Consider the following 14,987-nt stretch of genomic DNA (forward strand, 5'->3'; position numbering starts at 1 on the left):
TGCCGCCGACTTCCTTCAGATTCTGCGTCACCACAGACACCCTTGTCTTAAGCTAACCACTACTACTGCCTTCATGGCTCGGGACTTACACCCTATAGATTATGCACATGCTGGGCGCACATAGAAAAATAGGAGCTGAATGATCAGCCCCTATACTTTGTTCAACTATAGGATTATATGATGTTATTACTAGGACTCTTCCAAAATTAACTACTAATAAAGTTGTCAAAAATACAAATCATATTACCTTTCCTTCTCTACATAAATTTTTAACGTACTGTAGAGATAACCCCTATAATTTCGCAGCTTCTATTTGTTGTACAACAATCGTATGCTTTAGTTCAATTAGTAATTTTAAATTACTCTGCAATTATTTATCTTTCCAGCCATCTTTTGAATGAACTTGAATTATCTTACTGTTACTCATAAATTCAACTGTTTTTCCATCAACTGTATACTTATTTACTTTAAATTTAATCTTTGCAGAATCGTATTCAGGATGTCTTGACATATAATTATCCGTTATAAGTACAGTATTTGCTCCATCGCTAATTTCCCAATATAGCCAATTTGTTTTCGTCTCAACAGAATATTTATAACGAAGCCTATCTTGTATAGAAAAAAGTTGTCTAATTTCATCTGTGGTTAAATATTTTGTAACGATTGAATCTTTTTTCGTCTTATGAACAATAAATTTGTTATATGAACTTTGAATTTTAGTAAAGGAGTTTACAGCTATTGCCAAAACAATAATAATAATTACCAATCCTAAAATTAAACTTGTTTTAAGACTTTTTTTTCTTTCATCCATAATTATAAGCACTCCTTACAATATAAGTCCTAATTTATAGATATTAAATAATAAAGTGAAAAATCCTTTTATGTAATAAATTAATTTCATCCTTGTTCAACTAAACTGCCCTGATGAATAAGAAAAAGCGATCTTCTATTGAAGAATCGCATGCGTAAGTGAGTATTGCAAAAAACATGTCATTGTGAAACTTAAGCAATTTTAATCATCGTTTATAAATATGGGCGCTGAGCTGGCCATGAACCTTGGAGTTTACGAAGTTGTACAATTTGTCCTGTATGATAAGCATCGTGCAAAAGGATATTCAGATATTGTTGCCAAACTGGTAGAGAAGGACATTGATGATCCAGTTCTGCTTCTTGAAGGGATGTTAATGAAGATTGTAAGGCATCATGTACTTGAAGTGTTCGCTTCACTGTTTGCTGCCAAGCATCATCATCATTAGGTCCACCTTGGACAAACGTTTCATCATTATTTTGTGGAGCTACAAATGTGTCATCTTGATGTAAGCGGGAAAGTAAGCGCTCTTTAAAGATTAGTAAATGGTTTACATTTTCCCAAATCGTATTACTGGCCTTTCCATCTGGTTGCCAACATGCTTGTGCAACGGTAAGATTCTTTAAAGCTTCTGATATCGGTGGGTACCATTCTTCTTCATAAAAAACTTGCTTGATTCCATTTTGCAAGATTTCTTTTTTACTCATTAGTATAGCCTCCTTTTTTTGTAATTTCCCAAAAAATACAGAACAGCCAAAATATTCATGTCCTTTATATCTGTGGAGCTCAATCCTTAATCAACGATAACCTGTGCGTAACGTATGAGTCACAATTTCCTGAAGACCTTTTCCTAACATATTTCTTTCATAAAAAAGTTAAGACTTTATTAAGAGCCCACCTTTGGAAGTAAATGAGCTATGTCTTACACGCTCTAACTATTGTAATTGATGGTCAGATAGTTGCTCTTGTGTTGGACTTTTGCCGAAAACTAGTGCGTTTAAAATAGCTACTAATACTATATTACAGATAGTACTTCCAGCAATCCATATCACTACTAATTCCCCTTCTTCTAATATGAAAATTTCTTTATTTCAAATCGATTATTTTTTATATAATTACCAATATTATATTCCATTTAATTCCAAAAAGTCCTTTACTTATTTAACCAAATTGCTAATGAGCAAAATAAAAAGGCTACCAAAGCAGCCTGCATAAAACTATAAAAAATTCTAATCTTTAACGTCGATTCTTTTATAAAAATCGTAAACAATTGGATAAATGTCTGGTTTTGTCTTATAGTAATTCCCTTTTTCTTGGGAATATTAGTATTTTCATTTTCAATAAAATTTTCTCCCTTTTTATATAAATAATTACATCAGACGGAATATTAAACCATCCACCTTTATAAGTCATTCACCCAGTATAACGAACAACTAAATTGTTATCTTGTTCTAGGAAAACATCTAACACCCATTCATCGTCCTTGAAAACTTAATCATACGTATTCCTTCTTATCCTTTTCTACTAGTATATTTCTTTCTCAACAATTAAAGCTGAACCAAGTCTGTAAAACAAAATCTAGTTTCTCCTGAATAAACATCAGCTGTCAGCTTCTTTTCTCCTACATGAAACTGAATTGGCTTTTTAAAAATAGGACCATCAAAAACAAATGAATGGTACTCCCCATTTTCACCGCAAGGATCAACCTCATAAGGAAGTTCATCAATAAATTGATCATTTATTTCTTTACCTGAAAATTCTTCTGTTAATCTTGTTAAATCCACACAGGTAATAATGGTTTTATAACCTAGTGATAAAAACCGTTTAAGAACGTCTGTCGTATTTTCTCCCCACAGAGGAAAAATCGGATTTATATTTAATGGTTTTAGCATTTCCTCTCGATATTTACGCACATCTTCAAGAAATAGATCACCAAAGGCAATATCCTCAATCCCCTGCTCCTTTAACTCTATATTTACCTCAGTCATTATCTCTTGATATTTTTGATTAGAACAACTTTCTGGAATCCATATTTTCCGCAGTGGAAGTCCAATAGATTTTGCCTGAGCCTCCAATAATTCTACCCTAACACCATGAATACTAGTGCGATTCAAACCTTCCGTTACTGTTGCAATTAGCAAAACTACTTCAAATTCATCAGTATGTAAAAGATCATGCAAAGCCAAGGTTGAGTCCTTACCGCTAAAAGATACGGCTACTTTTCTTTTAATGATGATGATCACTTCCTTCTTCAGATTTATGTTCTCTATTACTTACCTTACGCAACTAACTCATTCGTTAGTTATTAACTGCCATTTCAGCTATGCCTTCGTGAAACCATAATGGATAAGCTGAAACACCAGATTTTTACCTTCTACCATTCGACTGAATATATAATGAGTGTACTCATGTAAAATAGATTTTTGAAAGATATATAGCGGTGTTTCTTTTCTTTCTAAAATCGCTTCCTTATCGTCGCACTTTATTGCCAATAACTTGTCAAATCCGAATATACCCCTGATACATCTATAAGATTACTTATCTTGTTCATCTCTTTCTTGTCTTTAATTACATGCCCTCAAAATTAGTAGACAGAAACATTTTATTGATGAAAAAAAGGTAAGTTTTCATGAGTTTTTTTCTCTAAAGTTTCGTGAATAAATACACCCACACCAATGACAAATAAAAGTACAATTAATAATATGGTAGATAAAGTGATACTGAAAATTTAAAAAAATCTTTTCATTTTGCTAAACCTCACTAGTTTATGAGATAATAGAACAGAATAAAAGTAAGAATATTCCAATTTTACCATACATAAGAAAGTTCGTAATTAATAATGCAATTTTCTTATCACCAACTCAAATATGCACTAGTTACTTTTAATAGTGTGAGTGGTAATGAAAAAGGTACTTATCAGTTGTATTACGAAATGGTTAAGTTTGTGATTAAATACTTCAAGTTTTTCACAACACATGATAAAATTTTGACATTCTCAGTTTGGGAGAGTGATTAGACTGAATAATTTTCAAGGCAATTCTCGTGCAAAGGCAAGAGCAAAAAGAAAAAAAACCAAGTTCATTTTAAACGGATCAATTGTTGTCGTTCTTATACTTATTGCATTTGTTTCGTATTCGATTTTTAACAAGGGAGCATCCAAAAAAAGTGTTCAATCCTCAGCCGAAAAACAATCGGTTCACAACATAACGAAGGATAATCCCGCTGGAAATAATAGTTCAACAAACAATCAAACAAATGAGGGCTCATCGTCCCAAGATCAAACTCAAAATGATCAAACGAATACTGATTCAGCATCAGCAGGCAGTTCATCCTCATTTTCATCGGGTAGCTCGCAGTCAAGTTCAACAATAGCACCGGAAACACCGGAACAAACGGGTATGAAGCATGTTACAAGCTATGATTCAAGTTCTCAAGATTGGCAGGAGATGCTACAGTCAATCTCTTCTGCTACTGGAATAGACCAAAACAATATGACTGTATGGTTTTTAGGAAGCGATAAAAGCACCCCAGGCGGCTCAGTCGGTACTGTATCAGCAAAAGCAAAAGGCTCGCAAAAATATCGTGTGTATCTCCAATGGAATGGCTCAGGCTATACAGCATCTAAAGTTGAACCTGCTTCATAATAAGGTAAATAGGTTATACCTAAGGTACATCATCAGGCTGTCGAAAACACTCGACAGCCTATTTTAATTCAACTATTCATTGGGATAAGCTTTTAACTACGCACAACCAATTGATAGAACCACATTGATTGTTAGTCCCCAATAAATATTACTGTACGCCTGAGCTAGTGATAAATTCTTCTGCCAATTAAGAGCACTTGCTGTCGTCGCAACTCCAAATGCCCCACTAAAAAATTGTAGTAATTGAAACAGGCCTATCCCAACTCCAATTTGAGATGGTTATAATATTTTAGACATCTCATTTGAAATAATACTTGAAAGGATTGAGATACTTACGCTCATTATCATGTAAATTCCCATGATTGCAAAGTAATCCCCCCTTCAAATAATGCTAACAATACGACCTATGCTAAAAGTAATCGGAATATGCTTAATAAGGCCATTGTTTCCGAAACTCTTCTCTAAAATAGAAAAGAAGACCATCAATAAAATGATCTTCTTACTAAAGTAAGTTTAAAATTGATAATGCATTGACTTTCCACATTCAATATTTGCAGCTGCTTAACTAGGATTTAATAAAGAACATAGCATTAAGCATCTATGTTTAAATAAAGTCTTTAATCATTAGATTGTAATGATTGGTCTAAACTCATATAGCGATATTCCAACAGACTTTTTAAAACAGATATTTCCTGTAATAATAGCTCTCCCACATTAGTTTCTAGAACAATTTTTCTCTCGAGTTCTTTGTCCACCAATCTCTTTACTGATAAAACATCTGACCCTTTTAGTAGAACATCTTTTTTTGAATTAAATTTTTCATGGGCGACAAGTTGTATACCGTAGGAATTATATAATAAAGTGTATCCAGCAATACCGGTTGTTGATTGATAAGCCTTGGAAAATCCTCCATCAATGACAATCATCTTTCCGTTTGCTTTAATTGGATTCTCTCCTTTTATTTCTTTAACAGGTGTATGTCCGTTTATTATATGACCTACGTTAGGATTAAGATTCATTTCTGCTAAAATTTTACTGCAGATTTCCTCTTTTTCGCGTAAATAGTAGTATGGGTTCTTAATCTCTTTATGGGTTTCTTTGTCTTTAATGAAATACCTTTCAAAGGTCGTCATTGCTCTTTTCCCAAATAATGATGAATATTCTCCTGTCCATAAATACCAGACCATATCTGTTGCGAGATCATCTGTCTCCTCAGGATGTTCAAAAGCATGTCGTAAATAATGTTCAAAAATATCAAGTAAATCACGACCTGCATAGGTATGATTTTCAATTACCATTTTTTCCATATTTCCTTCTTCATCAATTGGGATGCATCCATGTATTAATAAGTTTCCATTATATTTCAAATAAAGACTGCCTTTCTTCAAAAGAAAATTCATATGTCTGGCCAACTTTTCCGAATGCTGGACAAAAAACAATAGTCTGTCCATAACTTGCTCTTCTTCCTCTAATAATTCGCCAGGATTATCTGGATTAATGGTTGCAAAGCAAGTATTTTCTAATGGATAAGTTTTCCCATTAATTGTTATTTCATTTTTGTCATAATTAATTTTTTCAAGCAAAAGCCTTTCTGACATATTAAAATCCGGGCGTCTCTTTATGATTGACATTTCAAGCTTAAACTGAATAATTGCAATCGCTTGATGAATTTTAGTGATTTGCAAAAGTTCATGATCAGACTTTTTTTCATCCGAATTGCTCTTGGGTCTAAACGCTTGATTGTCCTCATAGTACTTATCCGCAAGATTAAGAAGTGGTATAAGATTTATTCCATACACATCTTCAATAATATTTAAATTGTCGTACCTGGCACAGATACGAATAATATTAGCTAGGCAAACCTTTGATCCAGAAAAGGCACCGATCCATAGGGCATCATGATTTCCCCATTGAATATCAACAGAATGATAATTAATTAGAGTCTCCATAATTTTATCAGGTTCAGGTCCGCGATCATATATATCACCCACGACATGAAGATGGTCAACAACCAACCTCTGAGTAGAATATGCCAGACCTGTAATTAGCTTGTCTGCCTGACCAAGAGAAATAATTTGCTGGACTATTTTTGAATAATATGGTTTTTTATTTGTGAATTCATCCGTTTTGTATAGTAGCTCTTCTATTATATAAACAAACTGTTGAGGCAATGCTTTATGTAATTTTGAGCGTGTATATTTAGAAGAGGAATAAGAAATTAGCTTTAACATACGGTCAATGGTTTCTGTGTACCATTGATGTAATTCTTGTTTATTGACACACTTATCTCTAATTAACTTTAATTTTTCTTCAGGATAGTAAACTAACGTCGCAAACTCATTAAGTTCTGTGTCAGATAGTTCATCTTGAAATAGGTCTCTTATTTTCTCGTTTACTCTACCCGAACCATTTCTTAACACATGTTGAAAAGCTTGATACTCCCCGTGTAAATCACTGACAAAATGCTCTGTCCCCTTTGGCAGATTGAGGGTGGCTTCAAGATTAATAATCTCAGTTACCACTTTTTCTTCACTATCATATTTATGAGCCAGTAAATCTAAGTATTTTTTGTTCAACTTTATGATATCTCCTTTATAATTTCTTCATTTGTTTTTCTCTCGATGTTTGGTCTTAATACTTACATAATAAAAGAAAACTCGATTCTATTTTAGAATAGTATATTACATTTTTAGAGTAAATATATATATTTAAGGATGCCTCTCCTTTTAAATCGTTTCACTGCAGTGTATCCTTCTAATAAAGAGTTATCTTATTTATTCACTACTGTCGCAGGCAGGTATTGAATTTCATTTTTATCCAACTCTTTTAATATATTTTCCAACTTAAAAGAAGCAAGAAACCATCCCTAATCGTTAGCTAAATAATTTATTTTCTTTCCTTCTTTAAGATGATATTGTTCAAATCCCAAACTATCTTCACAATAACACAGAATGTCACTTTTATTGCTATCATTCAAAAGTAATTTATAATATTTCATACCTACTTCCACCCATTAATTATATCTATATTTTAGCATTTCTTATTCAACTATCCTTCCCAGTTGAAGAACTTCCATCGAAAAAAATAGACAAAGTGTTTACAAATTAAAAAGCCATATTATCTCCTAACAGAGATGATATGACTCATTAATATTCAAGCAAAGGCTAAACAAACAAGTTGTTAGTTGTTTCCTAATATATGTGTTTTTTATTATCATAACTATTTTTTACCCTTTACTAAAAACTCAATTTAGTCCAATAAAAGAAATGCCTTATCAACTCACTTCATATCCAAAATTAATTGGAAAGAATTTCTCCCCATTTACTAAATTAATTATTAGAGTCTAGAACTATCTAAAAGCATTGCTATTGAAATAAATCACACAATTATTAAACCATACAAACTTATAGGGTTGATTTAAATCGTCCTTTCTGACTAAGTAATGCTAATAAAATTGAAAGTCCTACACCACAAAACAGAATAGCACTAGTCCATTAAATTTAAATCAGAAATTATACGACGAAGTATCTTTTTGCTTTCTGCATCCTTTAATCGAGGTATTCGACCAATTCGTTCATATACTTCTTTTTCTTCTAAAAGTTGTTTTGGATTTAAGACTTGAGCTGATATTCCTTGCAACATATAGCTTTGAGATAACAATGAATCTTCTCGCCATTTCCATTCAGGTAATCCATTCATAATAAGGCTTCCACCCTCGGAATGAGTTATATAGCCAAATGTGATTTCTACATTATCTTTAAGAAAATCAGACTGCCTTAAACGAAACTCTTCTTTAACAGGTGTCTGCACATAACCAACTTTTGAAAGTTCATATTCTAACTGTTCCCGATTATTTATCCACGTTATTATATCGATATCGTCGTGTGAACGAGTAATCTTGCCAAGTAGAAAATCGATAGCCCATCCTCCGCGTAACCAGAATTCAATTCCAATTGCCTCAGAAAGTGTACTTATTTCTTTCAATACCTTTAATTGTGACTCAGTTTGTCCATCGAAGATTTGGTGAGTCATTTGAAACCTCCTTCTATCATTCTTTAGTTCATAAGAGAGTTTGCATATCTACATTTTTATTCACTAACCTGCCCCTTAGTAAAATAGACGATGATTGCTCATCCTCTAAATGGTCTTCATCTTTCTTTAAATAAAAACGGTAAGAACTTTCATTTGATTGTTTTACTAATACTCATTTTTCCTTTTATTAAGATGCCAATACTCGTAATAAGCATCAATAAAGGTATTCCTTGTAAAAGTAAAAACCCAAATAGAAATCCTTCCCACGCTTCCGCTTGGTTTTCAGCAGCATCTGTGCCCATACAGCCTATAAAGTAAGCTAATGGGAAAACAAATATATTAACCACAATACTTATCGAAAAGAATTTATTCTCAAATAATTTTCCAACTTTGTCATCAAATGACATCTCAATTGCTCCAACTTTCTTTCTAGTAATAAAATATAAAGACCCTGAAACATTTGTTTAGAATAAGATGATATGGCATATTTTTATTAAAATTCAAATTTCACAGGTCGTAAAAATAAATTTTTTAGTGTTTCATCTGCATTTTTATTCTCAAATATTATTTCAAATAATGCATTACAAATCGGGAGTTGAACATCATATTGAATGGATAATTTTCTTAAGGCCTTTATAGTTGCAACACCTTCAGCTAATTTTCCAAACTCAATTCCTTCAACTAACGCTTGCCCAAATTTTCTATTATGACTATGTTCCGAGAATAATGTTGCTTCGAAGTCTCCTAGATGGCTTAATCCATATACCGTTACATCATTTCCTCCCATTGCTCTAACTAGACGAGAGATTTCCCTTGTCCCTCTAGCCATAAGGGAACCTTTTAAACTACTATAATTTAATCCATCTAACATCCCTGCTGCTAAGCCCATAACATTTTTTGCAGCAGCCCCAATCTCATTTCCGATAAGATCTTGCCCATAGTAGAACCTAATTAAATCACTATTCAATTCTTGTACAATTTTCTTTGTTACTTCAATATTATCAGAACCTATAACCATGCAATTTGGTATATTATTCACGAAATCTTGTACGTGTCCAGGTCCAACCCATACTGCTGTATTTATATTTTTTCCAACCTCTTCCCCAAATACATGAGAAAGTCTTTTTCCACTAGTAGACTCTAATCCTTTCATACATAAAATAAATGTTTTACCTTGTATCTCATTTAATGAACTTAATCGATTTGCAAATGAACGTAATTCTTGAGCACTAATAGAAATAATTATTATTTCAGTAAATGACACTGCATTTTCTAATGAACTAGTTAACTCTAAATCTTCTGGTAATGAAAGATAATCATTTCTTCTAGTATCTTTTAATCCAATGAAATTCCTTGAGGTTTCTCTCCCCCATAACATAACATTGTGTCCAATTTTATTAGCATACCAAGCCAAAAAAGTTCCCCAACGTCCACAACCTAAAACTGAAATATTCAAAATTACACCCTCGTTTTTTTAATTTTATTATTCTCTTTTTTTTATAAGGACAAGGGTTATATTCGACTAGCTTTACAAAATATCCTTCCTATCGTTAATATTCATTAGTTAACTATTTTGCAATTTACGTAAATAAAAAAAGCCACAAAAGTGACTCGAGATCTTCAATAACGGATACGTTAGTTGTATTATAAATTAAAATCATAGTCAGGATTTATACTATCGAACTCAATAATTTCTTCAAATTATTAGTTTCTCTAATATAAAGTTGGCGCGCGTAAATTCAAAAGAAAATAAAAGGTCGTCTTTATAGAAGAATCGTTCGTTTTGTTCCAAATTATTCATACAGTGATGAACTTTTCTTTTTCTACTAAGTCTTCAATATTTGAAAAAGACAATGATTGAAAAAATGGTGAGTATTACTATAATAAATACTGTTATAAATTTGGTAAAACGTATATAATCATCGGAAAGTTCAGGTTCTTCATTATACATCCATCTTTTTCCCCATAATAAACTTTCTCTTGGGTCGATTAAAGTCCATATTAAAACAGCATATAAAGGAATTAATATGATAAACAATATAATTTTTCCAGCTACAGATTCACTCAATTATACTCTCCTCCAATTTCACTTGAATATTTAGCTCCCAAAGTAAAATTCAACTAAAACATTCATTAGTTCTCTAAAGAACCTTTAATTGCTCCAAAAAATACAATTATTGAAACAATAAAATAAATATAACAGGCTCTTTTTTTTAGATTGTTGCTTTTAGGTTATGTAATTTATAAGACAGAAGTTGATTGGAATGGAAGGGTACAGAGGTTCTGTGGGAGATGCGGGAAGGCTGAAACCTCACAGGAGCGTATGCGACGAGGAGGCTCAGCTCACGCCCCAAGGAAAGCGAGTATCCTGGAGTGGAAAGCAACTAATACATACTTAAATATCAACAATGTCTTAATAAATTATCTATCCAGGTTGTTTATTGGTATATTCTGCAATCTTACTCATTATTCCTTTTTCAACTAACTCATGCGCTTTATCGGGTTGCTGTGCTCGCAAAAAAAGGCTAGCTTTGCTAACCTTTTTTTGTTGAAAATATTATATATAAAGTTAATTTTTAGGATAGAGAATCTCATCAATAATCCCGTATTCTTTTGCTTCTTCTGCGCTCATGAAATAGTCTCTATCTGTATCCTTGGCAACCTTTTCAACCTGCTGTCCTGTTCGATCGGCAATGATTTGATTAATGTGCTCACGTAATTTTAATATTCGGCGAGCAGATATTTCGATTTCAGTTGCCTGGCCTCTTGCCCCTCCTAATGGTTGATGGATCATGATTTCGCTGTTTGGGAGCGCATATCGCTTCCCTTTCGTTCCTGCCAGCAAAAGCATTGCACCAAAGGACGCTGCCATTCCGGTACAAATCGTTCTAATATCGGGCTTAATGTATTGCATTGTATCAAAAATGGCAAATCCTGCTGAAGTCGATCCACCAGGGCTATTTATATAGAGAGAAATTTCTTTATCTGGATCATCTGCAGCCAAAAATAATAATTGGGCAACAACACTGTTAGCTATTTGATCATTTATTTCATCACCAATTATAATAATCCGATCTTTTAACAAACGGGAATAAATATCATACGAACGTTCACCACGATTAGATTGTTCAATTACATAAGGAATTGTACTCATTTAATAATCCTCCTTGAAAGCATTAATTGGCTATGCTACCATACAGAGAGTGCTTGAAGGAGTTTGAGATCGACATGACTGGAAGTTACAGAACAACATTTTAGGTCCATCAGCGATACTATCTAAAGAAGGAATAGCTTGAATAAGAACAGTAGGGTCTTGTACTTCTAAAGCTACATGAAAAAGTTCCTCAAGCTGCTCTCGGTCATCCTCATTCCAAAAATATTCTACAGAAATGGATTCTTCTTCTTTGTTGGTTTTTTCTAGCCGCTTTTTTGCTCGATTCACGCTGGATTTTATTGCCATTTCTGTCGTTCCTAAGATGTCTGCAATTTCCTTAATTCGATATTGAAACGCTTCTTTTAGAAAAAAGATAACTGCTTGTTTTGGAGTAAAATGATTTAGTAAAAGCTCTACACTATTGATTTTATCAGCAATTTGATTATTTCCTTCATATTGGGAAAGTTCAATATCAGGACGAACTGTTTCATCTTTTCTTTTCCGTAAAGTATCAATCCAATGATTGTAAGCTATTTTCTTCAATAAAGCTGAGTTCATCTTTTCAATATTGTAGTATTTTATTGCTTTAAAAAAGGCTTCCTGCGCAATATCGTCACCATCCCATTCATTTTGAGCAAGAAAATGACAATAGCGCTGCAGTTTAGGATAGTACTCGTTCAAATAATATTCATCAGACCTTTCATCCTGTTTTCCCTTTTCTATGCTGTGCAGGCTAAACTTACTAGACATTCATGTTCACTCCTTTGTTAACACTCTCTTACCTATAAACGTTTCAAGCAGTATAAAAAGATACGGGGTCAAAAAGTTTTTTTATTTAATGTATGTAGTTTATAAAAAAATTCTTCTAAAATTATCCTTCGTTTTCTATTTTAATGCATCTTACCTTAATTAGGAAAATAGCTACCTATACAAAAAAAGCGAGCTACAATAGTGCCTCGAGGTCTTCTCTTTACTAACGCATGCACTAGGTGAATAGCATCCTAAAAATTGTATTATCTAACCCTCACTAAAACTTATATTGAAAAAGCGAAATAACAAGTGTAATAATGAGCAAAACAAATCTTAATTAAATAAAATTCCAGTAATTTTTTTTCATTTTATTATATTTCACTGTGTAATCCTTATATGCTACTTTGACCATTTCATTAACTTCTGTTTCAGTTTCATCATAACTTTTCTCTTCACTTTTACTAATAAACTGCTCAATTTTTGGGAAAAGCTCTTTGTTTATTTTTCGAGAGTTAAAAAATCGCCAAATTACTACGTACAGTCCAAATCCCAAAATCCATGCGAAGAACAGAGCGAATAAAGCGTCATCAAAATTTGAAGTCAGTTTCCTTACGAATTGGATAACCTCACCAAAAAACAACAGTATTGCAAATGCAGTTAATATTAATACGATAATTGCCGTTACTGGCTTAATTCGGTAGGTTTTTTTTATATTTCCCAAAATTTCTTCTTTGCTCTTCGTCATTTCTGTGGTAGGTTGGTTCATCAAAGTCTTCTCCTGTCTTTGTATATAGATAATAATATTCTTTTATTTTTTTTAATTAACCTTCTACAAGTACACTGCCAGTTAGCACCCAAAATAGAGTGGCCAAACAATTGAACACAAAAATGAGCTACCATAAGTAACTCGTGATCTTTAACTAATGCATGCGTAAACTGAATTAATTTTTATTTCTTCTTAAGAACCAACTTACAAAATGGATAAACTCGCCTATTAAAATTCCAATTCCCACCGAAATTAATAAATGGATTTTATCTGGGTTCAACGTTATGTTTTTATAGTAACTAAATGCAATTAAAATACCTATGAATGCACCTGATAAGATAAATAATAAGTTTTTCAATCTATTTATTAAATAGGTCTTCATTATTCACCTCTAACAAATGGGTTTCTGCAATCTACTATACAATTAAACTATGCGTTAGTTGTATGGTAATATGAAAAATCTATGTTTTTGGAACCGAACAAAAAGAGAGAGCATATTTTGAAAAAAATGTTCAAATGATGCTCTTAATAAATTCTATTGGATTTTTCTTTTAAAAAATGGTTGATCATTTCTATGATACTTATTCAATTTAAGCACCCGATTACGGAAGATTAAACTTCGTAAAATGGTTTAGTCAATTACACCGTTCAACTATTTTACTCCGCTTTCCAGAATCGAGAATTGCCCCTTCTTACAATCTATTTCTGCTAGCACACCATAAGGCAAAATAAACTTAGGTTCGGTATGACCAAAATTCAAATTATAAAGAATTGGCAAATATTCTAAATTATATTCCTTCATAACCTTCAGAATTTCATGTTTATATTCTTCATAATATTTCTCGTCTTTTGGTTTACCAAAAATGATCCCCTTTGTTCTTTGTAGGATACCTTGTGTAGCATAATTTCGTAACCAATACTTAAAATAATGTGGTTCTGGCTGTTCTTCAGATGTTTCAAAGAAAAGAATGCTATTTTCCCAATATTTTTTTCCTCAGGCCATAGTTCTGTTCCTTTTATGAACTCCAGTACTTCAATACAACCTCCTATCAAACGTCCTTGTACGATATCTAAGCCTTGAAGTATTTCATATCCTGTGTTCTGGTTCATAGTACGCCGTTTATTCTTGTTCACTTCTATCCATTCTAAACGTTCACTCGTCCATTCTTTGGCCGGTTGAATTTTACCAATAATCTCATTTGTAAAGAGCGTTCGATTCACCATTTCAATTGTATATGGATCCATCTCAACGTTTTCAGCAAAATCGGTTAATATTGCTGGACCGTAAAAAGAAGAAATTCCTGCTTTATGGCAAAAAAAATGTGAAACCGTCACATCAGAGTAACCCATAAAAATTTTCGGATTTTCACGTATAACATCAAAATCAATATATGGAAGTAAGCGAACACTATCATCTCCACCAATATTAGCAATGATTCCTTTAATACTTTTATCTTTAAATGCCGTCATCAAATCTTCTGCACGAGCTTGTGGATTCTTATAAAGGTAGTCTCCACCTTTCAAACTATTCGGCATTGGGACTACCTTAAGGCCGAAAATTTCTTCTAACCTCTTTACTCCTTGCTCATAACGCCATCTAAGTTCAGGATCACCTGCCCCTCCCCATGAAGGACTTACTGTCGCAACAATATCTCCTGGTTGCAATTTATTTGGTTTTATTAACACATTAACTCCCACCCTAATATGAATCAATTTTCTACGTATATACGCCCCACTTAGTTGAAGAACATAGTCTATGACTTTAATTTCTACAACAACTATAAATTTACCTGCTGTTATTCATGAAACCCACTCATTCGTGGGTGGCTAACT

At 32.7% G+C, this 14,987-nt stretch carries 13 protein-coding genes and 1 pseudogene; 1 reads left to right on the forward strand and 13 read right to left on the reverse strand.

Annotated elements, in window-relative coordinates; genetic code table 11:
• Window positions 1–370: 370 nt before the first annotated feature.
• The 3 genes from J5Y03_RS11515 to J5Y03_RS11525 all read right to left on the reverse strand — a co-directional run bounded on the left by J5Y03_RS11515 (window position 371) and on the right by J5Y03_RS11525 (window position 3,051).
• Window positions 371–811, reverse strand: a complete 441-nt coding sequence (locus J5Y03_RS11515; protein WP_209405747.1) for a hypothetical protein — start codon at window positions 809–811, stop codon at window positions 371–373.
• Window positions 812–1,023: 212 nt separating this feature from the next.
• Complete coding sequence (locus tag J5Y03_RS11520) at window positions 1,024–1,515, reverse strand: DinB family protein (protein ID WP_209405749.1); 492 nt, start codon at window positions 1,513–1,515, stop codon at window positions 1,024–1,026.
• An 840-nt stretch (window positions 1,516–2,355) separates the two neighbouring features.
• Window positions 2,356–3,051: a Dph6-related ATP pyrophosphatase gene (locus tag J5Y03_RS11525; RefSeq protein ID WP_209405751.1), complete on the reverse strand. Its 696-nt coding sequence runs from the start codon at window positions 3,049–3,051 to the stop codon at window positions 2,356–2,358.
• A 765-nt stretch (window positions 3,052–3,816) separates the two neighbouring features.
• On the opposite strand from J5Y03_RS11525, the gene J5Y03_RS11530 reads away from it, so the two are divergent.
• Complete coding sequence (locus tag J5Y03_RS11530) at window positions 3,817–4,452, forward strand: YrrS family protein (protein ID WP_209405753.1); 636 nt, start codon at window positions 3,817–3,819, stop codon at window positions 4,450–4,452.
• 617 nt (window positions 4,453–5,069) lie between these two features.
• Here J5Y03_RS11530 and J5Y03_RS11535 read toward each other — a convergent pair.
• The 10 genes and pseudogenes from J5Y03_RS11535 to J5Y03_RS11580 form a co-directional block, all read right to left on the reverse strand.
• The gene (locus J5Y03_RS11535) at window positions 5,070–7,028 is read right to left on the reverse strand and encodes a fructose-1,6-bisphosphatase (protein ID WP_209405755.1); all 1,959 of its coding nucleotides are present in this window, start codon (window positions 7,026–7,028) and stop codon (window positions 5,070–5,072) included.
• Window positions 7,029–7,938: 910 nt separating this feature from the next.
• Window positions 7,939–8,484, reverse strand: a complete 546-nt coding sequence (locus J5Y03_RS11540; RefSeq protein WP_209405757.1) for a nucleotidyltransferase domain-containing protein — start codon at window positions 8,482–8,484, stop codon at window positions 7,939–7,941.
• Between the two features lie 149 nt (window positions 8,485–8,633).
• Complete coding sequence (locus tag J5Y03_RS11545; protein WP_209405759.1) at window positions 8,634–8,891, reverse strand: hypothetical protein; 258 nt, start codon at window positions 8,889–8,891, stop codon at window positions 8,634–8,636.
• Between the two features lie 86 nt (window positions 8,892–8,977).
• Window positions 8,978–9,940: an NAD(P)H-dependent glycerol-3-phosphate dehydrogenase gene (locus tag J5Y03_RS11550; RefSeq protein WP_209405761.1), complete on the reverse strand. Its 963-nt coding sequence runs from the start codon at window positions 9,938–9,940 to the stop codon at window positions 8,978–8,980.
• Window positions 9,941–10,318: 378 nt separating this feature from the next.
• Entirely contained in the window at window positions 10,319–10,552 is a 234-nt protein-coding gene (locus tag J5Y03_RS11555) for a hypothetical protein (RefSeq protein WP_209405763.1), read from the reverse strand.
• Between the two features lie 501 nt (window positions 10,553–11,053).
• Window positions 11,054–11,638 carry an ATP-dependent Clp endopeptidase proteolytic subunit ClpP gene (gene clpP / locus J5Y03_RS11560; protein WP_209405765.1) on the reverse strand — a complete coding sequence of 195 codons (585 nt, stop codon included), beginning with the start codon at window positions 11,636–11,638 and terminating at the stop codon, window positions 11,054–11,056.
• 30 nt (window positions 11,639–11,668) lie between these two features.
• Window positions 11,669–12,388: a sigma-70 family RNA polymerase sigma factor gene (locus tag J5Y03_RS11565; RefSeq protein ID WP_209405767.1), complete on the reverse strand. Its 720-nt coding sequence runs from the start codon at window positions 12,386–12,388 to the stop codon at window positions 11,669–11,671.
• A gap of 337 nt (window positions 12,389–12,725) precedes the next feature.
• Complete coding sequence (locus J5Y03_RS11570; protein ID WP_209405769.1) at window positions 12,726–13,154, reverse strand: hypothetical protein; 429 nt, start codon at window positions 13,152–13,154, stop codon at window positions 12,726–12,728.
• Between the two features lie 175 nt (window positions 13,155–13,329).
• Window positions 13,330–13,536 (reverse strand): hypothetical protein, encoded by a 207-nt coding sequence (locus J5Y03_RS11575; RefSeq protein WP_209405771.1) that lies wholly within the window; start codon window positions 13,534–13,536, stop codon window positions 13,330–13,332.
• A gap of 270 nt (window positions 13,537–13,806) precedes the next feature.
• Window positions 13,807–14,840 (reverse strand): annotated as a pseudogene (locus tag J5Y03_RS11580) (S66 family peptidase).
• Between the last annotated feature and the right edge of the window lie 147 nt (window positions 14,841–14,987).

The sequence above is a fragment of the Gottfriedia endophytica genome, from assembly GCF_017814275.1.
GTDB classification, from domain to species: Bacteria; Bacillota; Bacilli; order Bacillales; family Bacillaceae_G; genus Gottfriedia; species Gottfriedia endophytica.

What these genes read in the sequence shown, in the direction of transcription:
- J5Y03_RS11515 (WP_209405747.1), bottom strand. Translation starts at nt 811, where the DNA reads ATGGATGAAAGAAAAAAAAGTCTTAAAACAAGTTTAATTTTAGGATTG.
- J5Y03_RS11520 (WP_209405749.1), bottom strand. Translation starts at nt 1,515, where the DNA reads ATGAGTAAAAAAGAAATCTTGCAAAATGGAATCAAGCAAGTTTTTTAT.
- J5Y03_RS11540 (WP_209405757.1), bottom strand. Translation starts at nt 8,484, where the DNA reads ATGACTCACCAAATCTTCGATGGACAAACTGAGTCACAATTAAAGGTA.
- J5Y03_RS11545 (WP_209405759.1), bottom strand. Translation starts at nt 8,891, where the DNA reads ATGTCATTTGATGACAAAGTTGGAAAATTATTTGAGAATAAATTCTTT.
- clpP (WP_209405765.1), bottom strand. Translation starts at nt 11,638, where the DNA reads ATGAGTACAATTCCTTATGTAATTGAACAATCTAATCGTGGTGAACGT.
- J5Y03_RS11565 (WP_209405767.1), bottom strand. Translation starts at nt 12,388, where the DNA reads ATGTCTAGTAAGTTTAGCCTGCACAGCATAGAAAAGGGAAAACAGGAT.
- J5Y03_RS11570 (WP_209405769.1), bottom strand. Translation starts at nt 13,154, where the DNA reads ATGAACCAACCTACCACAGAAATGACGAAGAGCAAAGAAGAAATTTTG.
- J5Y03_RS11575 (WP_209405771.1), bottom strand. Translation starts at nt 13,536, where the DNA reads ATGAAGACCTATTTAATAAATAGATTGAAAAACTTATTATTTATCTTA.